Source organism: Nonomuraea sp. NPDC000554 (assembly GCF_040300065.1).
In the GTDB taxonomy this organism is placed as follows: domain Bacteria; phylum Actinomycetota; class Actinomycetes; order Streptosporangiales; family Streptosporangiaceae; genus Nonomuraea.
The window spans coordinates 125,385-148,812 of the sequence record NZ_JBEPDC010000027.1 but is presented as its reverse complement, the minus strand read 5'-3'; the positions used below and the strand labels follow the sequence as shown (position 1 = coordinate 148,812).

Annotated in this window: 22 protein-coding genes; 4 read left to right on the top strand and 18 right to left on the bottom strand. The window is 72.0% G+C overall.

Annotation, left to right across the window (positions count from 1 at the left end):
• Positions 1 to 600: 600 nt before the first annotated feature.
• The gene (locus ABT294_RS38695; RefSeq protein WP_350811397.1) at positions 601 to 1,047 is read right to left on the bottom strand and encodes a MarR family winged helix-turn-helix transcriptional regulator; all 447 of its coding nucleotides are present in this window, start codon (positions 1,045 to 1,047) and stop codon (positions 601 to 603) included.
• A 99-nt stretch (positions 1,048 to 1,146) separates the two neighbouring features.
• On the opposite strand from ABT294_RS38695, the gene ABT294_RS38690 reads away from it, so the two are divergent.
• Positions 1,147 to 1,530, top strand: a complete 384-nt coding sequence (locus ABT294_RS38690) for a PPOX class F420-dependent oxidoreductase (RefSeq protein WP_350811396.1) — start codon at positions 1,147 to 1,149, stop codon at positions 1,528 to 1,530.
• A gap of 6 nt (positions 1,531 to 1,536) precedes the next feature.
• Here ABT294_RS38690 and ABT294_RS38685 read toward each other — a convergent pair whose 3' ends face one another.
• Entirely contained in the window at positions 1,537 to 2,124 is a 588-nt protein-coding gene (locus ABT294_RS38685; protein ID WP_350811395.1) for an HAD family hydrolase, read from the bottom strand.
• A gap of 31 nt (positions 2,125 to 2,155) precedes the next feature.
• On the opposite strand from ABT294_RS38685, the gene ABT294_RS38680 reads away from it, so the two are divergent.
• A complete protein-coding gene (locus tag ABT294_RS38680) occupies positions 2,156 to 3,568 on the top strand; it encodes a glycosyltransferase family 39 protein (protein WP_350811394.1) in 1,413 nt (470 codons plus the stop codon).
• A 26-nt stretch (positions 3,569 to 3,594) separates the two neighbouring features.
• On the opposite strand, the gene tyrS is transcribed toward ABT294_RS38680, so the two are convergent.
• Positions 3,595 to 4,863, bottom strand: coding sequence for a tyrosine--tRNA ligase (gene tyrS / locus ABT294_RS38675; protein ID WP_350811393.1), 1,269 nt, complete (start codon positions 4,861 to 4,863; stop codon positions 3,595 to 3,597).
• Between the two features lie 84 nt (positions 4,864 to 4,947).
• Between tyrS and ABT294_RS38670 the strand changes: the two genes are divergently transcribed.
• Positions 4,948 to 5,349 carry a PH domain-containing protein gene (locus ABT294_RS38670; RefSeq protein WP_350811392.1) on the top strand — a complete coding sequence of 134 codons (402 nt, stop codon included), beginning with the start codon at positions 4,948 to 4,950 and terminating at the stop codon, positions 5,347 to 5,349.
• Here the strand turns inward: ABT294_RS38670 and ABT294_RS38665 are convergent.
• From ABT294_RS38665 to argC, 9 genes are read right to left on the bottom strand one after another with little or no spacing between them, the layout of a single operon-like run.
• The gene (locus ABT294_RS38665) at positions 5,289 to 6,008 is read right to left on the bottom strand and encodes a DNA-3-methyladenine glycosylase (RefSeq protein WP_350811391.1); all 720 of its coding nucleotides are present in this window, start codon (positions 6,006 to 6,008) and stop codon (positions 5,289 to 5,291) included. The two genes, ABT294_RS38670 and ABT294_RS38665, sit on opposite strands and share 61 nt — an antisense overlap.
• Complete coding sequence (gene argH / locus ABT294_RS38660) at positions 5,990 to 7,411, bottom strand: argininosuccinate lyase (RefSeq protein ID WP_350811402.1); 1,422 nt, start codon at positions 7,409 to 7,411, stop codon at positions 5,990 to 5,992. Before argH ends, ABT294_RS38665 begins: the two co-directional genes overlap by 19 nt.
• Positions 7,412 to 7,443: 32 nt before the next feature.
• Positions 7,444 to 8,643, bottom strand: coding sequence for an argininosuccinate synthase (locus ABT294_RS38655; RefSeq protein WP_350811390.1), 1,200 nt, complete (start codon positions 8,641 to 8,643; stop codon positions 7,444 to 7,446).
• Positions 8,644 to 8,692: 49 nt separating this feature from the next.
• Positions 8,693 to 9,199 (bottom strand): arginine repressor, encoded by a 507-nt coding sequence (locus ABT294_RS38650; RefSeq protein WP_350811389.1) that lies wholly within the window; start codon positions 9,197 to 9,199, stop codon positions 8,693 to 8,695.
• Complete coding sequence (gene argF, locus ABT294_RS38645; protein WP_350811388.1) at positions 9,196 to 10,116, bottom strand: ornithine carbamoyltransferase; 921 nt, start codon at positions 10,114 to 10,116, stop codon at positions 9,196 to 9,198. The genes ABT294_RS38650 and argF overlap by 4 nt, the downstream gene beginning before the upstream one ends.
• Complete coding sequence (locus ABT294_RS38640) at positions 10,113 to 11,279, bottom strand: acetylornithine transaminase (RefSeq protein ID WP_350811387.1); 1,167 nt, start codon at positions 11,277 to 11,279, stop codon at positions 10,113 to 10,115. Before ABT294_RS38640 ends, argF begins: the two co-directional genes overlap by 4 nt.
• The gene (gene argB / locus ABT294_RS38635) at positions 11,279 to 12,151 is read right to left on the bottom strand and encodes an acetylglutamate kinase (RefSeq protein WP_350811386.1); all 873 of its coding nucleotides are present in this window, start codon (positions 12,149 to 12,151) and stop codon (positions 11,279 to 11,281) included. Before argB ends, ABT294_RS38640 begins: the two co-directional genes overlap by 1 nt.
• Positions 12,148 to 13,299, bottom strand: a complete 1,152-nt coding sequence (argJ, locus tag ABT294_RS38630) for a bifunctional glutamate N-acetyltransferase/amino-acid acetyltransferase ArgJ (RefSeq protein WP_350811385.1) — start codon at positions 13,297 to 13,299, stop codon at positions 12,148 to 12,150. Before argJ ends, argB begins: the two co-directional genes overlap by 4 nt.
• Positions 13,296 to 14,333, bottom strand: a complete 1,038-nt coding sequence (gene argC / locus ABT294_RS38625) for an N-acetyl-gamma-glutamyl-phosphate reductase (protein WP_350811384.1) — start codon at positions 14,331 to 14,333, stop codon at positions 13,296 to 13,298. The genes argJ and argC overlap by 4 nt, the downstream gene beginning before the upstream one ends.
• A 170-nt stretch (positions 14,334 to 14,503) precedes the next feature.
• Here argC and ABT294_RS38620 point away from each other — a divergent pair, with 170 nt between their 5' ends.
• Positions 14,504 to 16,165, top strand: a complete 1,662-nt coding sequence (locus ABT294_RS38620; protein WP_350811383.1) for a class I adenylate-forming enzyme family protein — start codon at positions 14,504 to 14,506, stop codon at positions 16,163 to 16,165.
• A gap of 3 nt (positions 16,166 to 16,168) precedes the next feature.
• On the opposite strand, the gene ABT294_RS38615 is transcribed toward ABT294_RS38620, so the two are convergent.
• From ABT294_RS38615 to ABT294_RS38590, 6 genes are read right to left on the bottom strand one after another with little or no spacing between them, the layout of a single operon-like run.
• Positions 16,169 to 17,614 carry a hydrogenase large subunit gene (locus ABT294_RS38615; protein WP_350811382.1) on the bottom strand — a complete coding sequence of 482 codons (1,446 nt, stop codon included), beginning with the start codon at positions 17,612 to 17,614 and terminating at the stop codon, positions 16,169 to 16,171.
• The gene (locus ABT294_RS38610) at positions 17,611 to 19,062 is read right to left on the bottom strand and encodes a proton-conducting transporter transmembrane domain-containing protein (protein WP_350811381.1); all 1,452 of its coding nucleotides are present in this window, start codon (positions 19,060 to 19,062) and stop codon (positions 17,611 to 17,613) included. Before ABT294_RS38610 ends, ABT294_RS38615 begins: the two co-directional genes overlap by 4 nt.
• Complete coding sequence (locus ABT294_RS38605) at positions 19,062 to 19,721, bottom strand: hypothetical protein (protein WP_350811380.1); 660 nt, start codon at positions 19,719 to 19,721, stop codon at positions 19,062 to 19,064. Before ABT294_RS38605 ends, ABT294_RS38610 begins: the two co-directional genes overlap by 1 nt.
• 5 nt (positions 19,722 to 19,726) lie before the next feature.
• Positions 19,727 to 20,653: a respiratory chain complex I subunit 1 family protein gene (locus tag ABT294_RS38600; protein ID WP_350811379.1), complete on the bottom strand. Its 927-nt coding sequence runs from the start codon at positions 20,651 to 20,653 to the stop codon at positions 19,727 to 19,729.
• Positions 20,654 to 20,661: 8 nt separating this feature from the next.
• Positions 20,662 to 22,680 (bottom strand): proton-conducting transporter transmembrane domain-containing protein, encoded by a 2,019-nt coding sequence (locus ABT294_RS38595; protein WP_350811378.1) that lies wholly within the window; start codon positions 22,678 to 22,680, stop codon positions 20,662 to 20,664.
• Positions 22,677 to 23,120, bottom strand: a complete 444-nt coding sequence (locus ABT294_RS38590; RefSeq protein ID WP_350811377.1) for an NADH-quinone oxidoreductase subunit B family protein — start codon at positions 23,118 to 23,120, stop codon at positions 22,677 to 22,679. Before ABT294_RS38590 ends, ABT294_RS38595 begins: the two co-directional genes overlap by 4 nt.
• Between the last annotated feature and the right edge of the window lie 308 nt (positions 23,121 to 23,428).

The window sequence follows — 23,428 nt, the reverse complement described above, 5'->3', positions numbered from 1 at the left end:
ATCCCAACCAAAAGGAATCCGTCAAATCAATGACGGGGTTTGTGCATCATGCACTGGCTTTTAACACACTGTTGAGTTCTCAAGAAACGGACGCGAACTTCGTCACCCAGATCCTGTCGATCTGTGATCAGAGGCGCACCTCTCGCTCCTCCATCTTAGCAGGCTGTCGACCTTCTGTCAAATCGGAGATTTGCTTGAAGCTCGTCAACCCGTCTAGGATGGGTTTCGCCCCGTCTCCGGGACAACCCTCTTAAACTACCGTGTCATCCGGAGCATGTCGAATCAACCGAATTTCCGGCGATTCGAGCGTGCCCGAGACGACTCGAGCCTGAGCGCGTTACGCCTCGGCCGAGTGGCTTGTTCTCAAGGGTTCGCCCCTGGGGCCCGTCCGCCTGTGGCGTCCGGCTCACTCCCGGGGCGAGGTGAAACATTAGGTCGGCATCCGGCAAGAGTCAAATCGCGCTTCGCGCCACGCGACGGCGTGGTGCCGGCGTCCGGCTGACGACCTGCGGCGATGACGGCGCCGGCGGGCTTCCGTGACGGGCTCGACTGGTAGTCCGCAGAGTCAGCGGCACGCGCTGGAAGCCCGGAAGGCGCGCATCAGCTCAGGCGCGAGGACGCGCGGCCGATCGCCTCTTCGCAGCGGCTCAGAAGGGTTCGCAGAGTCTCCCGCTCGCCGGGCGTCAGCGCCTCGGCGATCTCGCGTTCGACCGTCACCGCCCGCTGGTCGGCCGCGTCGAGGGCGGTGCGGCCGGCGTCGGTCAGCCGGGTTTCCAGGACGTTGCGATGCCACGGATGCGGGGTGCGCTCGACCAGGCCGCGTTCCTCGAGGTTTCTCAGCACGACGGTCATCGCCTGCGGTGTCACCAGGCAGGCGCGGGCAAGGGCGGCGGCCGAGATGCCGGGGCTCCCGGAAAGCGCGAAGAGGGCGGCGTACTGCGGAACGGTCAGGCCGGCAGGCCGCACGGCCAGCTGTTTCGCGGCCATCAGCTCCTGTTCCACTCGCTTGATGTCCAGGCCGAGCCGTTCCTCCGCAGGCATCCGCATGGCGTGGATCGTACAAGCTGGATTAGATGTATAAGTATTGATAACCATCAAGACTTTGATAACTTCGGCCGCAACAGCTGCCGAGACACAGGAGCGCACATGATCCCCGAAAGTCACCTGGACCTGCTGAGCCGTCCCCTGTTCGCCCACCTGTCCACCATCGCCTCCGGCGGTGAGCCGCACGTGAACCCGGTCTGGACGATCTGGGACGGTGAGTTCCTCCGGTTCACCACCACGACAGACCGGCGGAAGTACCGCAACGTCATGGAGAACCCGCACGTGGCGGTGTCGATCAACGATCCTGAGCAGCCGTATCGGTACCTGGAAGTGCGGGGCGTGGTCGAGCGGGTCGAACCCGACCCGTCCGGCGACTTCTTCGACGTGCTCGCCACCCGCTACGGCCTGGCGTACGAGCGCCCGGTCGGCGACGCGGAACGCCGGGTGGTCATCGTGGTCCGGCCCGTGCGCACCACCAGCCAGTAGGCGGGGTCAGGCCGTGAGGGCGCGCACCTGGTGCGCCGAGGTGAACAGTTCGGCGGCCATCCCGGCCTCCCTGGCCGCCACGACGTTGGTCTCGTTGTCGTCGAAGAACAGGACGTCCTCCGGCGGCACGCCCATCCTGGCCGCACAGATCTCGTACGCCCGCGGGTCCGGCTTGGCCACCCCGATCCGGCACGAGTACGTCAGCGCCGCGAACCGCCCGAGCCAGTCGCCGTGCCGGTCCTCCCAGATCGGCACCAGGTCCTCGATGATGTTGGAGAGCAACCCGAGCCTGCGCCCCCGGTCCGCCAGGTCCAGCACCACGCCGACCATCTCGTCGTCGACCCGGCACCAGCTGTCGAGGTCGGCCTCGATCAACGCCTCGACGGAGCGGAACCGCGTCCCCAGCCGTCCGGCCACCGCGTCCCAGTAGGCGCGGCTCTCCTGACCGGCGTCGTACGCGGGCCTGCAGGCCCAGTAGGCCTCCCAGAACTGCTCCCCCGGGACGCCTGCCAGGTCGACGATCCGCTTCTTCGCCTCGTCGGTCTGGGTCCGGGCGATGACCCCATAGAGGTCGAACACGATCACGTCAGCCATATGTCCGAGCTTATGCGCGTATCCTGCCCCGGTGACCAGCGCCGCCACGATCGCCCCGCCAGCACCCTCCGTCGCACGCCTGCGCGGGACGAGCCCGTGGTGGGCGGCGCTGCTGTCGGGTGCGGTGGCCTTCACCGGGACGGGGTCCGCGACGCTCAACGGCGACGAGCTGGCCACGATCAGCGCCGCGTCGCGCTCCCTTCCGCAGGTGTGGGAGCTGGCCCGGCACATCGATGGGCATTTCCTGCCGTACTACCTGTTCATGCACCTCTGGGTGCAGACGGGCACGGCAGAGCTCTGGCTGAGGTTGCCGTCGGCGGTGGCGATCGGCGTCGCCGCCTGGTTCCTGGTGGACCTGGGACGCCGCCTGCACAGCACGCGGGCGGGGGTGACGGCCGCCGCGATCTTCGCACTGCTGCCGTCGGTGTCCTACTACGGAGCGTTCGCCCGGTCGTACGCCTTCGCCGCCGCCGCGGTGGTGTTCTCGTTCTGGGCGCTGCACCGGGCCGCCCGGGGGCGCGGATGGGTGCTGTACGGCGTGTCGGTGGCGCTGGTGTGCTCCACCCACCTGTTCGCGGTACTGGTGCTACCCGCGCACCTGTTCGTGTTGCTGCCCCAGCGCAGGCTGCTGGCGCGGATGCTGCCCGCGCTGGCCGTCGGCTGCCTCCCGGCGCTGGTCCTGGGGCTGGTCGGGTACGGGGAGCGGCACGCGATCAGCTGGATCCCGCAACGCGGGCCCGAGGTGCTGCTCAAGTTCCCGAAGATGGCGGCGGGGGCCACCGAGGTCGGCGTGCTGCTGTTCGTGGTCGCGCTGGCCAGCGCCGTGCTGCTCGGGAACCGGGCCTGGGGCGGGGCGCTGCTGGGCTGGCTGGTGCTGCCGCCGCTGCTGTTGCTGGCAGTCTCACACCTGCTGACGCCGGTCTACGTGGATCGCTACCTGTTCGTCACCGCGCCCGCCCTGGCGTTGCTGGCCGGGATCGCGGCGGCGAGCGTCCCGCGGATGGGGGTGGCCGCCGCCTGCGCGCTCGTGGTCGTCTCCGCGGCCGCGGGCATCGCCCAGCAGGTCGAGGTGCGCGACGCCAACGGCCGTTTCGAGGACTTCCCGTGGGCGGTCCGCAAGCTGGACGCCCGGCCCGGAGACGCGATCGTGTACGGCCAGAGCTCGGTCAGGGCCGGGTTCCTGTACTACGGCGACGCGTCCATGCCGGACGACGTGCTGCTCACGGGCGCGGCCCCCGAGCCTGACGGGTTCGGCTACCCGGAGCGGGACGACGTCGCCGCCGCGCTCAAGGGGCGCGACCGTGTCTGGATGGTGTGGCGCGGCGCGAAAGGCGCCAAGCTGCCGCGGATCAAGGCCGTCCAGGAGGCGGGGTTCAGCCTCAGGTCGACCTGGCACTCCGCGGACGTGCCGGGGCTGACCGTGGCGCTCTACACCGGCTCCTGACCGGGGCCGGTGTAGAGCGCGGTGCGTCAGGCTCCGACCTCGACGCCGCCGATCGACTTCTTGCCGCGCCGCAGCACCAGGAAGCGCCCGTGCAGCAGGTCGTCACCGGTCGGGACGTACGCCTCGTCGGTGATCTTGACGTTGTTGAGGTACGCCCCGCCCTCCTTCACCGCCCGCCTGGCCGCCGACTTGGACTCCACCAGGCCGCTGTCGGCGAGCAGGTCGACGAACGGCGCCCCCAGCGCGGGGACGGTCGCCTTGGGCACCTCGGCCAGCGCGGCCGCCAGCGTCGAGGCCGGCAGCTCCTCCAGCGAGCCCTGCCCGAACAGCGCCTTGGAGGCGGCGACGACTGCCGCCAGCTCGTCGGCGCCGTGCACCAGGGTGGTGAGGTCTTCGGCCAGGGTCCGCTGCGCCTCCCGGGCGAACGGGCGGTCGGCGACGGCCTTCTCCAGCGCCTCGATCTCCTCGCGGTCGCGGAAGGTGAACACCTTCAGGAAGCGGATCACGTCGCGGTCGTCGGAGTTCAGCCAGAACTGGTAGAACGCGTACGGCGAGGTCAGCGCCGGGTCGAGCCAGACCGCGCCGCTCGCGGTCTTGCCGAACTTGGTGCCGTCGGCCTTGGTGATCAGCTTGCCGGTGAGGGCGTGCACGTGGGCGCCCTCGACGCGGCGGATCAGGTCGACGCCGGCGGTGATGTTGCCCCACTGGTCGCTGCCGCCGACCTGGAGCGAGCAGCCGTGGCGCCGGTACAGCTCCAGGTAGTCGTTGGACTGCAGGAGCTGGTAGCTGAACTCGGTGTAGCTGAGCCCGTCGCCGCCCAGGCGCGCGGCCACGGACTCGCGGGCGAGCATGCGGTTGATCGGGAAGTGCTTGCCGACGTCGCGCAGGAAGTCGATGGCCGTCATCTCGGCGGTCCAGTCGAGGTTGCTGACCAGCGTCGCCGCGGCGGGGCCCGGCTCGAAGGAGAGGAACTTCTCCACCTGCACCCGGATCTTGGCCACCCATTCGGCCACGATCTCGGAGGTGTTCAGCGCCCGCTCGGTGCTGCGCCCGCTCGGGTCGCCGATCAGCCCCGTCGCGCCGCCGACCAGGCCGATCGGCCGGTGCCCCGCGCGCTGGAAGCGGGTGAGGATGAGCAGCGTGGCGAGATTGCCCATGTGCAACGACGGGGCGGTCGGGTCGAAGCCCGCATAGACCGTGATCGGACCCTTCGACAGCGCCTCCCGCAGGGCGTCGATGTCGGTGGTCTGCGCGAGGACGTCGCGCCATTCGAGCTCATCGAGAATGTCGGTCACGGTGCTGGCTTTCCGATAGACGTTGAGTGATTACAGCCTGCCCGATCCTGCCGCATGCCCGCCACTTGGATACTCTCGGCAGCTATGTGGAGGGTCCGTCGCGAGCTGGCCGTTTTCAAGATCTTAGGGGCTCTGGTGTGTGCCGGGCTCGCCGTCTACTGGTATCTCCAGGGCGACGTGCGCGGCGTGGTCCTCGCCGTGCCGGCGGCCGTGCTGGTGGGCGGGATGGGCCTGCGCGACCTGCTGGTGCCGGTGCGGCTGTCGGCCGACGCGCAGGGGATCACCGTGGTGCACGGCTTCGCCGGGAGGCGGCAGATCCCCTGGGAGGATATCCAGGACGTCAAGGTGGACGTCCGCAGGAGGTACGGCCTGCGCAGCGAGATGCTGGAGATCGACACCGGCGACCACCTGCACATCTTCAGCCCTCACGAGCTGGGCGCCTCCCCCACGGAGGTGGCGGCGGCGTTGCGGCGGCGCGGCACGTGAGGCCGGAACGGCGAGACCGTCGCGTCGCCGTCGATCCAGAACCGCCACGGTGTGTCCTTCGCGGTCGAGATCCCGGTGCGCGGCCCCGACCGGATCGTTCGCGGATCGGGCGGGGCTCCCTCCAGGACGGCGGCCGATCCGGTGGGGTAGCCGGTCAGCTCGCCGTGCGAGGCAGAGACGGCCGTGGGCGAGCCCTCCCAGACGGCGTCCAGCCCGTTGTGCTCGCGTTGTAACCCCAGCGCCACTGCCAGCCTGGCGGGGCCGCGGGCGAGGTCGCGGTCGCGCGGCGGCTTGCCGTTCGACCGGCGCGAGCGCGCGATCTCCGCCCCTGCGACCACCTCGCCGGCCCGCAGCAGCACGGCCGAGCCGTGGTCCTCCGGCAGGCAGACCAGGTTCGCGCAGAAGTGCATGCCGTAGGTGAAGTACACGTAAAGGTGGCCTGGCGGCCCGAACATGACCGCGTTCCTCGGGGTCCTGCCCCGGTAGGTGTGCGCGGCTGGGTCCTCCCCGGGGCCGCCGTACGCCTCGACCTCGGTCAGCCGCACGGCGACAGGGCCGTGCGCGAGCACGCGCCCGAGCAGGTCGGGCGCGACCTCGTGCGACGGCCTGTCGAAGAAGCCCCGCGGCAGCGGCGCGGAGCTCAGGAGCCCGCGGCCCATGCCGCCTGGGCGTCGACCGCCTCGCGGAGCGCGGCCAGCTGGTCGCGGACCCGGTCGGGGGCGGTGCCTCCGTGGGCCTTACGGGCGGCCAGCGCGCCGGGCACGCTCAGCACGTCGCGGACGTCGGGGGTGAGGTGCGCGGAGACCTTGACCAGCTCGTCGTCGGTCAGCTCGCCCAGGTCCTTGTCGTTGACCTGGCACCACACCACCAGGTGGCCGACGGCCTCGTGCGCGTCGCGGAACGGCACGCCGCGCCGCACCAGCAGCTCGGCCAGGTCGGTGGCCAGGGCGTAGCCGTCGGGCGCGGACGTCTCCAGCCGCGTGGTGTTGACCCGCATGGTGGCGACCAGCCCGGCCATCGCCGGCAGGACCAGCAGCAGCGTGTCGACCGAGTCGAACACGGGCTCCTTGTCCTCCTGCAGGTCGCGGTTGTAGGTGAGCGGCAGACCCTTCAGAGTCGTCAACAGCGACATGAGGTTGCCGATCAGGCGGCCCGACTTGCCGCGGGCCAGCTCGGCCACGTCGGGGTTCTTCTTCTGCGGCATGATCGACGAGCCGGTGGAGTAGGCGTCGTCCATCTCGATCCAGCGGAACTCCTGCGAGGCCCACAGGACGATCTCCTCGCCCAGCCTCGACAGGTGGACGCCGATCATGGCGGCGTCGAACAGGAACTCGGCGGCGAAGTCGCGGTCGGCGACGGCGTCCATCGAGTTCGGCGCGGCGCTGTCGAAGCCCAGCTCGGCGGCGACCGCCTCCGGGTCGAGCGGCAGCGACGAGCCCGCCAGCGCGCCGGAGCCGAGCGGCGAGACGGCGGCCCGCTTGTCCCAGTCGGTGAGCCGGTCGATGTCGCGGGCGAAGGCGTGCACGTGCGCGAGCAGCTGGTGGCCGAACGAGACCGGCTGCGCGTGCTGCAGGTGGGTCATGCCGGGCGCGGCCGTCTCGGCGTGCTCCTCCGCCTGGGCCATCAGCGCGGTCTCCAGCTCGACGAGCCTGGACACGATCGTGCGGACGTGGTCGCGGAGGTAGAGGCGCAGGTCGGTGGCGATCTGGTCGTTGCGGCTGCGTCCGGCGCGCAGCTTGCCGCCGAGCGAGCCGAGCCGTTCGAGCAGGCCGCGTTCCAGCGCCGTGTGCACGTCCTCGTCGGCGACCGTCGGTCGGAACTCGCCCTCCTTGCAGGCGCGTTCGAGGTCGTCGAGCGCGCCGATCATGCGCTCGAGCTCGTCGCCGCTCAGCAGCCCCGCCTTGTGCAGGACCCGCGCGTGCGCCCTGGACGCCGCCAGGTCGTACGGCACGAGCCGCCAGTCGAAGTGCACGCTCACCGACAGCCGGGTCAGCGCGTCGGCGGGGCCTCCTTCGAAACGCCCGCCCCACAGCCGCATCGGCTTGCCATCACTCACCGTCATCTCCTCCTTGTCCCCCGCGACCATAGTGCACATCACCCCTGCTTGGCGTCACGCGCGGCGGCGATCTTGGAGGGCAGGCTGAAGAGCTGGACGAAGCCCTTGGCCAGCGACTGGTCGAAGGTGTCGCCTGTGTCGTACGTGGCCAGTGAGAAATCGTACAGCGACTGCTCGGAGCGGCGGCCGGTGGCGGTGGCCTTGCCCGCGTGCAGGGTCATCCGGATGTCACCGGAGACGTGCCTCTGGGCCTCGGCGATGAGCGCGTCGAGGGCGTCCTTGAGCGGCGAGAACCACAGGCCGTCGTAGACGAGCTCGCTCCACCGCTGGTCGACGCCGCGCTTGAAGCGGGCCAGGTCGCGCTCGACGGTGACGTTCTCCAGCTCCATGTGCGCGGCGATCAGCGCGATGGCGCCGGGCGCCTCGTAGACCTCGCGGGACTTGATGCCGACGAGCCGGTCCTCGACCATGTCGATCCGGCCGACGCCCTGCGCTCCCGCGCGCCTGTTGAGCTCGTCGATGACCTGGTACGGCGTGAGCGCGCGGCCGTCGATCTTGACGGGGACGCCCTGCTCGAAGGTGATGACGACCTCGTCGGCCTCGCGGGGCACGGACGGGTCGGCGGTGTAGGAGTAGACGTCCTCGGTGGGGCCGTTCCAGATGTCCTCCAGGAAGCCGGTCTCGACGGCGCGGCCCCACAGGTTCTGGTCGATGGAGAACGGGTTCTTCTTGGTGGTCTCGATGGGCAGGCCCTTGCGCTCGGCGAACTCGATGGCCTTGTCGCGGGTCCAGGCGTAGTCGCGGGCCGGGGCGACGACCTTGAGGTCGGGGGCGAGCGCGGCGAGGCCGGCCTCGAAGCGGACCTGGTCGTTGCCCTTGCCGGTGCAGCCGTGGGAGACGACGGTGCCGCCGAACTGCTTGGCCGCGCTCACCAGGTGCTTGACGATGAGCGGCCGGGACAGCGACGACAGCAGCGGGTAGCGGTCCATGTAGAGGGCGTTGGCCTGCATGGCCGGGACGCAGAAGTCGGCGGCGAACTCCTCCTTGGCGTCGACGACGACGGACTCGACCGCGCCGCAGTCGATCGCCCGCTTCTGGATGACCTCCATGTCCTCGCCGCCCTGGCCGAGGTCCACCGCGACGGCGATGACCTCGGCGTTCATCTTCTCGGCCAGGAACGGGATGGCGACGGACGTGTCCAGGCCGCCTGAGAACGCCAGGACTACTCTCTCAGTCATTTCTCGATCTCCATTGCTGAGGCTCCATTGCTCGGACAGGTTGGCGCGGCTAACCGCGCCGGTCGGCCACCCGGAGCAGGGCGTCGGCCACCACTTGGCCGCCCAGCGGGTCGCGGCTGATGACGAGGATCGTGTCGTCGCCGGCGACCGTGCCGAGGATGGACTCCCAGTCGGCGTGGTCGATGGCGGAGGCCAGGAACTGCGCCGCCCCCGGCGGCGTCCTGACGATCACCAGGTTGGCGGAGGCTTCGGCGCCGACCAGCAGCTCCTCCGCGATGCGGTGCAGCCGGGCGGCCGGGGACTCGCCGGTGCCGAGGCGGGCCAGCGGGATGCGCCCGCCTCCCTCCCCGGGCAGCGCGTACACCAGCGACCCGTCGTCGGCGCGCAGCTTGAGCGCGCCGAGCTCGTCCAGGTCGCGCGAGAGCGTGGCCTGGGTGGCCTCGACGCCGCTCTCGGCGAGCAGCTTGGCCAGCTCCGGCTGGGAGCGCACGACCTGCCGCTGCAGCAGGTCCGTGATCTTGGCCTGGCGGGCGGCCTTGGTCATCGGGATGGTCATGCGGCGTTCACCAGCCAGTGCAGCAGCGCCTTCTGGGCGTGCAGCCGGTTCTCCGCCTGGTCCCACACGACGCTGTTCGGCCCGTCGAGCACCTCGGCGCTGATCTCGTAGCCGCGGTAGGCGGGCAGGCAGTGCAGCACGATCGCGTCGCCCGCCGCGTGCTCCATGAGCTCGGTGTTGACCTGGTACGGCATGAGCGCCGCGACGCGCTCGTCCTTGCCGTCCTGGCCCATCGACACCCAGGTGTCGGTGGCGATCACGTGCGCGCCCGTGACGGCGGCGGCCGGGTCGGACTGCGCGACCACCGAGCCGCCCGTGCCGGCGGCGATGGCGGCGGCCCGGTCGAGGATGACGGCGTCGGGCTGGTATCCGGCGGGGGCGGCGATGCGGACGTGCATCCCGGCGGTGGCCCCGCCGAGCAGGTAGGAGTGGGCCATGTTGTTGGCGCCGTCGCCGAGGTAGGTCAGCGTCAGGCCGGCCGTCCTGCCGAACCGCTCGCGGACGGTCTGCAGGTCGGCGAGGATCTGGCAGGGGTGGAACTCGTCGGTGAGGGCGTTCACCACGGGCACGCGCGACTGCGAGGCCATCGCCTCGATGCGTTCCTGGCCCGCGGTCCGCCAGACGATCGCGGCGCACTGCCGCTCCAGCACCCGGGCGGTATCCTCGATCGGCTCACCCCTGCCCATCTGGGACGTGCCGCCGTCGATGATCAGTGGCAGGCCGCCCAACTCGCCGACGCCGACGGCGAAGGACACCCTGGTCCTGGTGGACGGCTTGTCGAACAGGACGGCCACGGTGCGCGGGCCCTCGAAGGGGCGGTAGCCGAAGCGGTCCTTCTTCATCGCCTCGGCCAGGTCGAGCACCTGTGCCTGCTCGGCGGGCGTGAGGTCGTCGTCCCTGAGGAAGTGCCTGGTCACTTGGCCGCCTCCGTCAGGATCGCGGGGAAGGCGGCGACGAACGCGTCGACCTCGTCCGCGGTGATGACCAGCGGCGGCGCCAAGCGGACGGCGTCGGGCTGCAGGGCGTTGACCAGGAAGCCCGCGTCGGCGGCGGCCTGCTGCACCTTGCCGGAGACCGGCTCGGCGAGCACGGCGGCCAGCCACAGGCCGCGCCCGCGTACCCCCTTGAGCAGCGGATGGCCGACGGCTTCCAGCCCGCCGCGGAGCCTGTCGCCGACCGACTTGACGTGGTCGAGGTCGAGGTTGTCGAGGACGGCCAGCGCGGCGGCGCACGAGACCGGGTTGCCGCCGAAGGTGGAGCCGTGGTCGCCCTTGTCGAACAGCGTGCCCGCGTCGCCGAAGCCGACGCAGGCGCCGATCGGCAGGCCGCCGCCGAGGCCCTTGGCCAGGGTCAGGATGTCGGGGGTGACGCCTTCGGCCTGGTGGGCGAACCAGTGCCCGGTGCGGCCGATCGCGGACTGGATCTCGTCGGCCACCAGCAGGGCGCCGGTCGAGTCGCAGATCTCGCGGGCGGCCTGCAGGTAGCCGTCGGGCGGCGGGACCACGCCCGCCTCGCCCTGGGTGGGCTCCAGGAAGACCGCGATGCAGTCGCCGGTCACGGCGTCCTTGAGCGCGGCGGCGTCACCGTAGGGGACGAACCGGACATCGATGGGGAACGGGCCGAACTGGTCGCGGATGGCCTTCTTGCCGGTCAGCGAGAGCGCGCCGATGGTGCGGCCGTGGAAGCCGTTCTCGGCGGCGACGAAGTAGGAGCGGCCGTCCTGCCTGCCGTACTTGAGCGCGAGCTTGTAGGCGGCCTCGTTGGCCTCGGTGCCGGAGTTGGCGAAGAAGACCCGGCCGGGGGCGTTGAGCAGCTGCAGGAGCCGCTCCGCGAGCAGGACCTCGGGCTCGTGCAGGAACAGGTTGCTGGTGTGCGCGATGGTGGCGACCTGCTTGGAGACGGCCTCGACCAGGGCGGGGTGGGCGTGGCCGAGCGAGCTGACCGCGATGCCGCCGATGAAGTCGAGGTACTCCTTGCCGTCGACGTCCCAGACGCGGGTGCCCTCGCCTCGTGCCAGCGCCACCGGGGGGACGCCGTAGTTCGGCATGAAGGCTTTCTCGAACCTGTCGTGGAGGTTCATCAGGGCATCACCATGGTTCCGATTCCTTCGTTGGTGAAAATCTCGAGCAGCAGCGAGTGGGGGACGCGGCCGTCGAGGACGTGCGCCTGCGGGACACCGCCCTGGACCGCCGTCAGGCAGGCCTCCATCTTCGGGACCATCCCGCTCGACAGGCTGGGCATCAGGGCTTCCAGCTCGTCGGCCCCCAACTGGTCGATCACGTCGGTGTCGTCGGGCCAGTTGGCGTACAGGCCCTCCACATCGGTGAGGACGATGAGTTTGTGCGCCTGGAGCGCCACGGCCAGCGCGGCGGCGGCGGTGTCGGCGTTTACGTTGTAGATCTGGCCGTCGTCGCCGCGGGCGACACTGGAGACGACGGGGATGCGGCCGTCGTCGAGCAGGGCCCGCACGGCTCCTGGATCGACCTTGACGATCTCGCCCACCTGGCCGATGTCGACCGGTTCGCCGTCGACCAGGGCGTGCTTGCGCTCGGCCGTGAACAGGTGGGCGTCCTCGCCCGACATGCCGACCGCGAACGGGCCGTGCCGGTTGACCAGGCCGACGATGTCGCGGTTGACCTGGCCGGTTAGCACCATCCTGACCACCTGCATGGCCTCGGGCGTGGTGACCCTGAGCCCGGCGGTGAAGGTGGACTCGATGCCGAGCCTGTCGAGGTGGCGGCTGATCTGGGGGCCGCCGCCGTGCACCACCACCGGCCTGAGCCCGGCGTAGTGGAGGAAGACAATGTCCTCGGCGAAGCCCTCCTTGAGCGCTTCCTCGGTCATCGCGTTGCCGCCGTACTTGATGACGACGGTGGCGCCGTGGAAACGGGCCAGCCAGGGCAGCGCCTCGATCAGCGTGCCCGCCTTCGCGTGTGCTCCGTTGACCCTCATGAGGAGTACGCCGAGTTCTCGTGGACGTAGTCGGCCGTCAGGTCGGTGGTGTGGACGGTGGCCGAGTGGGGGCCCGCCGACAGGTCGATGGTGATCGTCACGTCACGGGGACGCATGTCGACCTTGTCGCGGTCGTCGCCGACGGCGCCGCCCCGGCAGATCCAGATGCCGTTGATGGCCACGTTCAGCCTGTCGGGCTCGAACACGGCGTCGGTGGTGCCGACGGCGGCCAGGACGCGGCCCCAGTTGGGGTCCTCGCCGTGGATGGCGCACTTGAGCAGGTTGGAGCGGGAGACCGTGCGGCCGACCGTGACGGCGTCGTCCTCGCTGGCCGCGCCGACCACCTCGATGGCGATGGCCTTGGACGCGCCCTCGGCGTCGACGAGGAGCTGCCTGGCCAGGTCGGCGCAGACCTCGGTGACCTTCTGCTCGAACTCCGCGATGTCCGGCTTCGTGCCGGACGCGCCGCTCGACAGGAGCAGCACGGTGTCGTTGGTGGACATGCAGCCGTCGGCGTCGAGCCGGTCGAACGTCTTGGCGGTGGCCTTGCGCAGCACGGCGTCGAGCTGCTCGGCGGTCAGGTCGGCGTCGGTGGTGACGACGCAGAGCATGGTGGCCAGGGCCGGGGCGAGCATGCCCGCGCCCTTGGCCATGCCGCCCACCATGTAGCCGTCGCCGCGCCTGAAGGAGATCTTGGAGACGGTGTCGGTGGTGCGGATGGCGTCGGCCGCGGCCAGGCCGCCGTCGCGGGAGAGCTGGGTGGCCGCGCCGTCCACGCCGGACAGCAGCGCGTCCATCGGCAGCCGCTCGCCGATCAGGCCGGTGGAGCACACCGCGACCTCGCCGGCGGAGTCGGACAGCGCCGCGGCGACCCGCTCGGCGGTGGCGTGGGTGTCCTGGAAGCCTTCGGGGCCGGTGCAGGCGTTGGCGCCGCCGGAGTTGAGCACGACCGCGCGCACCCGGCCGCCTCGCAGGACCTGCTGCGACCACAGGACCGGGGCGGCCTTCACGCGGTTGGCGGTGAAGACTCCGGCGGCGGCGCGGTTCGGTCCGTCGTTGACGACGAGGGCGAGGTCGCGGGCGCCGCTGGACTTGATTCCGGCGGCGACGCCCGCGGCCCTGAAGCCAAGGGGTGCGGTCACGCTCATGGGGCGACTCCAGTCAGGGGAAGGCCGAGCTCTTCTGGCAGGCCGAGGGCGAGGTTCACGCTCTGGACGGCGCCTCCGGCCGTGCCCTTGGTGAGGTTGTCGATGGCGATGACGGCGACCAGGCGTCCGGCGCGCTCGTCGAGCGTCACCTGCACGGCGGCCGTGTTGGCGCCGTAGGTCATCGCGGTGGCGGGCCAGAGGCCTTCTGGCAGCAGCTTGACGAACGGCTCGGCCTTCAGCGCGCTCTCGTAGGCGGTCCTGACCGCCTCCTTGGTGAGGCCGGGAACCGCCGGGGCGGTGCAGGTGGCGAGGATGCCGCGGCTCATGGGGGCCAGCGTCGGGGTGAACGACACGCGGACGGAGGTGCCGGCGACGCCGCTCAGACCCTGCTCCATCTCCGGGGTGTGCCGGTGGACGCCGCCGACGCCGTAGGCGCTGACCGAGCCCATGACCTCGCTGCCGAGAAGGTTGGGCTTGAGCGACTTGCCCGCGCCGCTGGTGCCGCTGGCGGCCACGACCACCACGTCCGGCTCGACGAGGCCGTGGGCGAAGGCGGGCAGCAGGGCGAGGATGACGGAGGTCGGGTAGCAGCCGGGGACGGCGATGCGCCGGGCCGACTTCAGCACCTCGCGCTGGCCGGGCAGCTCCGGCAGGCCGTAGGGCCAGGTGCCGGCGTGCTCGCCGCCGTAGAACTCCTGCCAGGCGGCGGGGTCGGCGAGCCGGTGGTCGGCGCCGCAGTCGACGACGATGGTGTCGGGCCCGAGCTGGGCGGCGACGCCGGCCGAGTGGCCGTGCGGGAGGGCCAGGAAGACGACGTCGTGGCCGGCGAGGACCTCGGGGGTGGTCTCCTCGATGACCCGGTCGGCGAGCTGCGGCAGGTGCGGCTGGTGCGCGCCGAGCGGGGTGCCGGCGCTGGAGGCCGCGGTGAGCGCGCCGATCTCGAACTCGGGGTGGCCGAGCAGCAGGCGGAGCAGTTCGCCTCCCGCGTAGCCGCTGGCTCCCGCGATCGCCGCTCTCATTCCAACCTCCTGCATGCTTATGCATCAGCCCTCATGACTTTGCTAGTAAAAATGATGCACGGAAGGGAATGCATATGCAAGCCGGGACGCGCCGTGTGCTCACATAGTGAGACCTAGCGGAACGTACCTACCGGTCGGTACTGTGATTTATCCGGATCGCCGTCCACCAGCGGGAGTTCTGTGCCATGACCCTTTCTCATGCCCAGGTCCAAGCCCAGCTCACCGGCCCCGGCCAGCTTTTCGAGATCGAGGAGATCGGCGACACCGGCATACGGACCTGGAAGCACGCTCCCGTCCACTTCCGCGCCCTGCTCGAGATGAGCCGCTTCCACGGCGACAAGGTCTTCCTCGTCTACGAGGACGAGCACATCACCTTCGAGGAGCACTACCGCAGGGCCGCGACGCTCGCCGGACGCCTGGTGGAGCAGTACGGCGTCAGCAAGGGCGACCGGGTGGCCATCGCCATGCGCAACTACCCCGAATGGGTGGTGGCCTTCTCCGCCGCGCTCGCCGCGGGCGCGATCGCCGTCCCGCTCAACGCCTGGTGGACCGAGCCCGAGCTGGCCTACGGCGTGCGCGACTCGGGCGCCAAGGTGCTGATCGCCGACGGCGAGCGCGCCGTGCGACTGGCCGCCACCGGCGTACCGCAGATCGTGACCAGGGGCGAGGCGCCGGCGGGGGCGCGCTCGTTCGACGAGGTGATGGGCGAGATCAGCGCGGACGTGACACTGCCGGACGTCCAGCTCTCCCCCGAGGACGCGGCGACGATCTTCTACACGTCCGGCACCACCGGTCATCCCAAGGGGGCGCTCGGCAGCCACCGCAACCTGGGCCAGTCGCCGATGACCGTCGCCTACGGGCTGCTGCGCGCGGTGGCGCTGGCGGGCAAGGACCCCGCGGCGGCCGCGGGCGCGCGCCGGGTGACGCTGCTGACGGTCCCGCTGTTCCATGTGACGGGCTGCTTCTCCGCGCTCACCACCACCATGTTCGCGGGCGGCGGCCTGGTGCTGATGTACAAGTGGGACCCCGAGCAGGCGCTGCGGCTCATCGAGCGGGAACGCGTCACCGCCATGATCGGCGTCCCGACCAACGCCTGGCAGCTCATGTCGCACCCCGACTTCGGCACGTACGACCTGTCGTCGCTGACGACGCTCGGCTACGGCGGCGCCCCCGCCCCGCCCAAGCTGCTGGAGCGCATCACCGAGAACCTGCCGGACCGGGCCCCCTCCAACGGCTACGGCATGACCGAGACGACCGCGCTGGCCATCGGCAACGGCGGCGCCGACTATCAAGCCAGGCCCGACAGCATCGGCCTGCCCACCCCCGTGGTGGACGTCCGCGTGGTGGACCCGACGGGCGCCGAGCAGCCGCCCGGCGAGGTGGGCGAGCTGTGCGTACGCGGCCCGAACGTCATCATGGGCTACTGGAACCAGCCGGAGGCGACCGCCCAGACGTTCGTGGCCGGCTGGCTGCACACGGGCGACCTCGCCAGGATCGACGAGGACGGCTTCGTCTACATCGTGGACCGGGCCAAGGACATGGTCATCAGGGGCGGCGAGAACGTCTACTGCGCCGAGGTGGAGGCGGCCCTGTTCGAGCATCCGGCGGTGGACGACGCCGCGGTGATCGGCGTCCCCGACGAGGAGCTGGGCGAGGAGGTCGGCGCGGTCATCCGCGTCAAGCCGGGCACGGCCCCGACCTCCGAGGAGCTGCGGTCCTTCCTGACCGGCCGGATCGCCAAGTTCAAGATCCCGGTGCGGGTCTGGTTCCGGGACACCGAGCTCCCCCGCAACCCGGGCGGCAAGATCCTCAAGACCCGGCTGCGCAGGGAGGTCCTCGGCGGCTAGCGTCTACAGGTCGTTTCCCGCGTACGACAGGTTGAAGCTCTTGTTGACCAGCGGGAAGTCGGGCACGATCGCCCCGCCGAGGGCGACGGGCAGGGCGGGCCAGTTGAAGAACGACGGGTCCACGACCTTCACCCTGGACAGCCGGCCCGTGGGAGCCAGCTCCACGCGGTGCACGATCGTGCCGCGCCAACCCTCGACGATGCCCACGCCCGACCGCCGCCCCCGCTCGGGGACGCTCCCGCCGGGCGCGCCGGACACCAGCCGGTCGATCAGCTCGATGGACGCGGCGATCTCGTCGGCGCGCACCTGGAAGCGGGCCAGCACGTCGCCGCTCGTGCGGGTGGCGACGGGGAACGGGCCGAGGTCGGTGAACGGGTGGTCGCGCCTGGCGTCGAGGTCCAGCCCGCTGGCCCTGGCGACGTAGCCGAGCGTGCCGAGGTCCGCCGCCGCCCGCGCGGTCAGGACGGCGGTGCCGGTGAACCGGTCGGACACCACGCCGTGCCCGAGCGCGAGGCCGACGATCTCGGCGACGTCCGCGCCGAGCGCCCGCAGCACGGCCGGATCGGGCAGGGCGCGCAGTTCCCCGCCGCCGAGCCGTACCGCGCCGCGCAGCAGCCGGTGGCCGGTGACCTCGGCGTTGACGCGCAGCAACCGCTCACGGACGGCGCCACAGTGCGCCTGCAGGACGCTGTGCGCCACGTCGTTGCAGAGCGCCCCCAGGTCGGTGACGTGGTTGTAGAGCCGTTCCAGCTCCAGCGCGACGGCTCTGGCACGCTGCGCCTCGGGGCCGACGGGAGTGCCCAGGGCCTGCTCCACGGCCAGGCAGTACGCCAGCGCGTGGCCCACGGCCGTGTCGCCGCTGACGCGTTCGGCCAGCGGCAGACCGTCCTCCGGGCGGCGGCCCTCGAAGAGCTGCTCGATGCCCTTGTGCACGAACCACAGGCGGGCCTTGAGCTTCAGGATGGTCTCGCCGACCACGGAGAAGCGGAAGTGCCCCGGTTCGATGAGCCCGGCGTGCACCGGGCCCACCGGGATCTCGTAGACGCCTGCGCCTTCCACGTCCCCGAACGGGTAGGGGCCCTCGGGGTCGCCGAACGACGGCGGCGGGCCCGCGTCGGCCAGCATCGGGTACCAGCCGCGCGGCCAGTGGTGGTGCCTGACGAGCCGCCGGGGCAGCGGGTGCCCTTCGGGGGTGATCCCGTACAGGTCGCGGATCTCCCGCTCGAAGCGTCCGGCGGGGAAGGAGAGGGCGGCCAGGCTCGGTACGGCGGGCTCGTCCAGCCGTACGTGCAGCTCGACGCGCCTTTCCGGACGGGCGGCGGTGAACAGGTACACGAGCCGGAATCCGCCGGGGTCGGAGTGCGCGGCGACCAGCGCCACCCTGTGCCCGTCGGCGAGCAACTCGCCGGCCCGCTCCACCAGCTCCTTCGGCCCGATGTCGGCGATCATCGCGCCGCTCCGGGGACGGTGGCGACGAGCGTGGCGGCGTCCAGGAGCGGCTTCAACGGCCCCAGCGTCACGCCGAGCGCCGCGCAGGCGACCAGCCCGGCGACGAGCGGCACCGCGCCGCTGCGCAGCGGGGTGCGGGCTCCGGCCGCGCCGGGATCGCCGAGGAGCATGCGTCCTGCCGCGCCGCCCACGCCCGCGAGCACCACCAGCATCAGCGCCAGCGCCACCGCGACCGCCCAGCCGAGCCCGGAGTCGAAGCCCGCCCGCGCGATGCCCAGCTCGCTGGCGAACAGGCTGAACGGCGGCAGCCCCACCAGTGCGAGCAGCCCGAGCGCGAACGCGCCCGCCAGCACCGGGGAGCGCGCGGCCAGGCCGCGCACGGCGGCGATCTGGCTGCTGCCCGCCGCCTGCTGGATCTGCCCGGACCCGATGAACAGCACCGACTTGCCCAGCCCGTGCCCGAGGATGTGCAGCAGCACGGCCGCCAGCGCGAGCCCGTTGCCGATGGCGGCCCCGAGCGCGATCAGGCCCATGTGCTCGATGCTGGAGTAGGCCAGCATCCGCTTGAAGTCGCGCTGCCCGATCAGCAGCGCCGCGGCCACCGCCAGCGACGCCAGCGCCACGGCGACCAGCAGCATCCGGCCGAAGCCCGCGCCCAGCGCCCCGTCGGAGATCACCTTCACTCGCAGGATCGCGTAGAACGCCACCGACAGCAGCACGCCCGACATCAGCGCCGACACCGGCGCGGGGGCCTGGCTGTGCGCGTCGGGCAGCCAGGCGTGCAGCGGCGCGAGGCCGGCCTTGGCGCCGAAGCCGAGCACCAGCAGCACCACCGCGATCCGGGTCACCCCCGGGTCGAGCTCGGCGGCGTGCCCGGCGAGCGACACCCAGTCCAGGCCGTCCGACAACCTGGCGTGCACGGCCGCGTAGTGCACGATCACCAGCCCGAGCAGCGCCAGCGCGATGCCGACGGAGCAGATCACCACGTACTTCCAGGCCGCCTCGGTGGCCTTGCGGGTGCGGCGGTGGCCGACCAGGAACGCGGTCAGGATCGTGGTGGCCTCCACCGCCACCCACAGCACGCCGAGGCTGGCGGCCAGCACCGCGATGGCCATGGCCGCGATGAAGCACTGGGTGAAGATCCCGTAGCGGCGGGCCGCCCGGCGGCCGGTGTGCCCGGCGGCCAGCTCCGCGCGCAGGTAGGCGGGGCTGGCCAGCATCGCCAGCAGCGCGACCACCCCGATCACGATCAGCATGTACGCGCTCAGCGCGTCCACGCGGAGCAGCCCCCACAGGGCGCTCCCCCGGCCAGCCCGCGCGAGCAGCACGGCGGCGGCGAGCAGGCCGCCCGCCGACAGGGCGCCGAGCCACGCGGTGCCGCGGTTCCAGCCGAACAGGGCGTAGAGGCAGGCGGCCGCGAGCGGCAGCGCCACCGGGACGATCACCATCAGTCGTGCAGCTCCCGTAGCTCGTCGAGATCGGTGCCGCCGAACGCGGCCCGCATCCGGGTGGTCAGAACCTGCAGCACCAGCACGGCCAGCAGGACGTCCAGTGACACGCCCAGCTCCACCACCAGCGGCACGCCGCTCGTGGTCAGGAACGCGGCGGCGGTGATGGCGTTGTCCATCAGCAGGAAGCCCACCACCTGCGACAACGCCCGCCGCCTGGTGACCAGCACGAAGAAGCCCACCAGCAGCACCGTCAGCGCGATCGGCACCGCCTGGGTCTCGGGCGTGGGCGTGAGCCGTACCAGAGGCTGGGACACGGCGTAGGCCAGCATCGTCAGCACGGCGGCCACCAGCAGCGACGCGGCCACGCTGACCCGCGGACGCGTCTCGCGCCCCTCCTCGCCCGCCGCCGGGGCGCTCCGCATCAGGTACGGCAGCAGCACGCCGCGCAGCAGCCCCACCCCCGCGCCGAGCGCGGTCAGCTCGGCGGAGCCCTCGTGCAGGCCGCGGACCACGATCAGCGCGCCGAGCGCGAAGCCCTGCAGCCCGAACAGCCACACGAACGCGGCCAGGTCGCGCCGCCACAGCACCAGCACGCCGGTCAGCAGGAACGCCCCGCAGGCCAGGTCGAGCGCCTGCACGTACAGCGAATCAGTCATCTCACTCACGCCAGGAAGAAGGAGGCGGCGACCGCCAGGAGTGCCATCAGGAACGAGCCCGCGAGCAGTTCGGGGATGCGGAACAGGCGCAGCTTGGCCATGAACACCTCGCCCGCCGCCAGCGCCCCGCCCAGCAGCGCCACCTTGCCCGCGAACGCCGCCACGGCGACGAGCGACGCCACCGGGCCCGCGCCCGCGGTGGCGATGCCCAGCGGCGCGAACAGGCTGGCCAGCAGCCCCAGCATCACGGTGAGCCGCATCGCCGAGGCCCATTCGATGAGCGCCAGGTCCGGCCCGGCGTACTCGAGGATCATGGCTTCGTGGATCATCGTGAGCTCGAGGTGCGTGGACGGGTTGTCGACCGGGATGCGTCCGGACTCGGCGATCGTGACCATCGCGAGCGCGACGCCCGCCAGCAGGCTGACCGGGGAGATGACGGTGAGCGGGCTGCCCGCGGTGGCGGTGACGATCGCGCCCAGGTCGGTGGTGCCGACGCGGACCGACAGCGCGAAGACCGCGAGCAGGATCGTCGGCTCCACCAGGGCGAGCACGGTCACCTCCCGGCTGGCGCCCATCCCGCCGAACGCCGTGCCGGTGTCGAGCCCGCCCAGTGCCAGCGCGACCGAGCCGAGCGCGAGCAGGGCCGTGACGGCGAACAGGTCGGCCACGCCGTCGAGCGGCGAGGCGGCCGTCACCAGCGGCACCACGGCCGCCACCACCAGCGCCGTGCCCGCGAGCAGCAACGGCGCCGCCCTGAACACCCAGCCGGTGCCGTGCGGCGCGATGGGCTCCTTGCGGGCCAGCTTGCGCAGGTCGCGCCAGGGCTGCAGCACGCCAGCGCCGACGCGGCCCTCCAGCCGGGCCCTGACCTGCCGCATCAGCCCGACGAGCAGGGGCGCCCCGGCGGCGACCACGAGTACTTGCAGGATCATCCCGGCCATCACGCGAGCACCGCCAGCACGATCAGCACGCCGGTGAGGGCGTAGAAGCCGTACGACAGGTAGCGGTGGACGCTGCCGTCGGCCAGCCGCCGCGCCCCCTCGCCGAGCCGGGCGGCGGCGGCCAGCACCGGCTCGTAGAGCCTGCGCTCGACCCGGTCGGGCACCCGGGCGCGGAACTCGACCCGTCCCACCAGGTAGTCGGCCTCCTTCACGGCGGTCACGGCGATCTCCGGCTGCAGGGCGTCGACGAAGACGCGTTGCAGCGGCTCGGCGAAGGAGGTCGCGGTGTACTCCATGCGGGCGGACATCGGGCCCGCGCCGCAGTCCCACAGCCGGGCGGCCCTGCGCCGGCGCCTGGACGCGACCGTCCGGACCAGCGCCAGCAGCCCGGCGACCGAGGCGGCGAGCGCGAGCGCGATCAGCAGCGGCGAGATCGACCCGGTGATCCCCTCCAGCCGCAGGGTCAGCTCGCCCGTGACCGGCCGGGCCCCGGGGACCAGGCGGCCGGCCGCGCCCGCCGGCAGCGGCAGCACCAGCGTGGGGTTGAGCGCCAGGAACAGGCAGGCGACGGCCGCCAGCGCGGTCGCCCAGACGACCGTGAACGGGCTCTCCACGGCCCGTTCCGCCGCCGTGCTGCGCGGCCTGGCCAGGAAGCCGACGCCGAACGCCTTCACGAACGTGGCGACGGCCAGCCCGGCCGAGAGCGCGATCACGCCGACGGCCAGCGGCATCGTGACGGCGCCCGCCACCCCCGACGCGGGCAGCGCGTGGATGAGCCCCTGCAACAGCAGCCACTCGCTGACGAACCCGTTGCCCGGCGGCAGCGCCGACGCGCACAGCGCGCCGACGGCGAACAGCGCGGTGGTGTACGGCATGCGGGTGCGCAGCCCGCCCAGCGCGTCGAGGTCGCAGAGCCCGGTCGCGCGCTGGACCGAGCCCACCGCCTGGAACAGCAGCGTCTTGAAGGCGGAGTGGTTGACCACGTGCAGCAGCCCGGCGGTGAGCGCGAGCGCGGCCAGGCGGGCCGCGCCGTCGGCGGCGAAGAAGCCCGCCGCGCCCACCCCGATCAGCACCAGGCCCATGTTCTCCGTGGACGAGTAGCCGAGCAGCCGTTTCAGGTCGGTGGCCATGGCGGCCTGGAGCACCCCGTACAGGGCCGACAGGGCGCCCAGCGCGAGCACGATCCACCACCACCAGACGGGGCCGCCGCCCAGCAGGTCCAGCCCGACCCGGGCGACGCCGTAGACGCCCATGTTCGCCATGGCGCCGCTCATCAGCGCCGCCACGTGACTGGGCGCGGCGGGGTAGGCGCGCGGCAGCCACACGTGCAGCGGGACGATCCCCGCCTTGGACGCGAACCCGGCCAGCGTGGCCAGGAAGACGAGATTCCGCGCGGCGGGCGACAGCTCGGCGGCCCTCAGCTGGTCGAAGCCGTCGCCCCCGGCTCCGGCGGCGAACAGGCAGAGCCCCGACAGGATCGTCACCAGGCCGAGCTGCGTCATCACGGCGTACCAGAGGCCTGCCTTCCTGACCGGCGGGCGCCGCCTGTGGTCGGCCAGGACGAGCAGCAGCGAGGTCGTCGCCATCAGCTCCCAGGCCACCAGGAACGTGCTGGTCCCGGCCGCGGCCGGGACCAGCAGCAGGGCCGCCACGAACAGCGGCGTCAGCACGCGGGCCAGCCGCCCGCCGGCGCCGATGCCGTACACGGCCGTGCAGGCCGCGACGGCTCCGGTGACGGCGACGAACAGGCCTCCCAGCGGGTCCAGCGCCAGCCGGATCCCGCCCAGCGGGAGCAGCCACGGCAACGAGGCCGCCCACCCGCGGCCCAGCGTCGCCTGCCCGCCGGCGACGACCGCGAGCGCCCCGGCCGCCACCACGAGGCCGCCGACCAGCCACCTGCGGAACGCGGCGGCCGCCCGCCACACGCGGGCCACGGCGCTCCGGCGTCCGCGGGGGCGGGGCAGCGCGGTCAGCGCCGCCAGCAGGCAGAGGGCGAGGGAGCACGCGTAGAGGGTCATCGGCCGGTCATCCCGCGCAGGGCCTCGACGATGTCCTCCGGCCTCGGCGGGCAGCCCGGGACCTGGACGTCGACCGGGATCACCTCCGAGACCGGGCCCACGACGCCGTACGCGCCCGCGAAGGCCCCGCAGTCACGGGCGCAGTCGCCCAGCGCGACCACCACGCGCGGCTCGGGCACGGCCTCGTACGTGCGGCGCAGCGCCATCTCCATGTTGCGCGTCACCGGCCCTGTCACCAGCAGGGCGTCGGCGTGCCGGGGTGAGGCCACCAGCCGCGCGCCGTACCGCTCGGCGTCGTAGACCGGGCCGAACGCTGAGGCGATCTCCACCTCGCAGCCGTTGCAGGACCCGGCGTCCACGTGCCGGATCTGCACCGAGCCTGCCAGCTCGCCGGCCGGTGCGGCGCCGTCGCTGGAACGTTCCAGAGCAGGCTCCGCCATTCGCCCCGTCTTCACGATTTTTCGCCACAAACGCACTTGTGACCATCTCCTCCGAGCCCCGCGCCGGTTGCCAGGACTTGCAGGCAGAAGCCCGCTTTGACCTGGGAAAACGGCCCCCTGAACCGGGTCACTCACTATGCCGCGCCCGTCACCGGGCCGCACCGTGATTGGTGGGATTGCCCAGGGGCCCCACGGCGGCGTTCGCGGCCGGGCCCCTGCTCGCGGAGCTTTTTCGCCGCTGAAACCCCAGGTCGGGGCCGAGATAGCCGCGTGCTTTACCTGTGGCGTAATCGCGGGGGCTATGCCTC

Excerpts from the sequence above, each read along its gene's own strand:
- ABT294_RS38695 (WP_350811397.1), bottom strand. The coding sequence starts at position 1,047 with ATGCGGATGCCTGCGGAGGAACGGCTCGGCCTGGACATCAAGCGAGTG.
- ABT294_RS38690 (WP_350811396.1), top strand. The coding sequence starts at position 1,147 with ATGATCCCCGAAAGTCACCTGGACCTGCTGAGCCGTCCCCTGTTCGCC.
- ABT294_RS38685 (WP_350811395.1), bottom strand. The coding sequence starts at position 2,124 with ATGGCTGACGTGATCGTGTTCGACCTCTATGGGGTCATCGCCCGGACC.
- ABT294_RS38670 (WP_350811392.1), top strand. The coding sequence starts at position 4,948 with ATGTGGAGGGTCCGTCGCGAGCTGGCCGTTTTCAAGATCTTAGGGGCT.
- ABT294_RS38665 (WP_350811391.1), bottom strand. The coding sequence starts at position 6,008 with ATGGGCCGCGGGCTCCTGAGCTCCGCGCCGCTGCCGCGGGGCTTCTTC.
- argH (WP_350811402.1), bottom strand. The coding sequence starts at position 7,411 with ATGACGGTGAGTGATGGCAAGCCGATGCGGCTGTGGGGCGGGCGTTTC.
- ABT294_RS38655 (WP_350811390.1), bottom strand. The coding sequence starts at position 8,643 with ATGACTGAGAGAGTAGTCCTGGCGTTCTCAGGCGGCCTGGACACGTCC.
- ABT294_RS38650 (WP_350811389.1), bottom strand. The coding sequence starts at position 9,199 with ATGACCATCCCGATGACCAAGGCCGCCCGCCAGGCCAAGATCACGGAC.
- ABT294_RS38640 (WP_350811387.1), bottom strand. The coding sequence starts at position 11,279 with ATGAACCTCCACGACAGGTTCGAGAAAGCCTTCATGCCGAACTACGGC.
- argB (WP_350811386.1), bottom strand. The coding sequence starts at position 12,151 with ATGAGGGTCAACGGAGCACACGCGAAGGCGGGCACGCTGATCGAGGCG.
- argJ (WP_350811385.1), bottom strand. The coding sequence starts at position 13,299 with ATGAGCGTGACCGCACCCCTTGGCTTCAGGGCCGCGGGCGTCGCCGCC.
- argC (WP_350811384.1), bottom strand. The coding sequence starts at position 14,333 with ATGCAGGAGGTTGGAATGAGAGCGGCGATCGCGGGAGCCAGCGGCTAC.
- ABT294_RS38620 (WP_350811383.1), top strand. The coding sequence starts at position 14,504 with ATGACCCTTTCTCATGCCCAGGTCCAAGCCCAGCTCACCGGCCCCGGC.
- ABT294_RS38615 (WP_350811382.1), bottom strand. The coding sequence starts at position 17,614 with ATGATCGCCGACATCGGGCCGAAGGAGCTGGTGGAGCGGGCCGGCGAG.
- ABT294_RS38610 (WP_350811381.1), bottom strand. The coding sequence starts at position 19,062 with ATGGTGATCGTCCCGGTGGCGCTGCCGCTCGCGGCCGCCTGCCTCTAC.
- ABT294_RS38605 (WP_350811380.1), bottom strand. The coding sequence starts at position 19,721 with ATGACTGATTCGCTGTACGTGCAGGCGCTCGACCTGGCCTGCGGGGCG.
- ABT294_RS38600 (WP_350811379.1), bottom strand. The coding sequence starts at position 20,653 with ATGATCCTGCAAGTACTCGTGGTCGCCGCCGGGGCGCCCCTGCTCGTC.
- ABT294_RS38595 (WP_350811378.1), bottom strand. The coding sequence starts at position 22,680 with ATGACCCTCTACGCGTGCTCCCTCGCCCTCTGCCTGCTGGCGGCGCTG.
- ABT294_RS38590 (WP_350811377.1), bottom strand. The coding sequence starts at position 23,120 with ATGGCGGAGCCTGCTCTGGAACGTTCCAGCGACGGCGCCGCACCGGCC.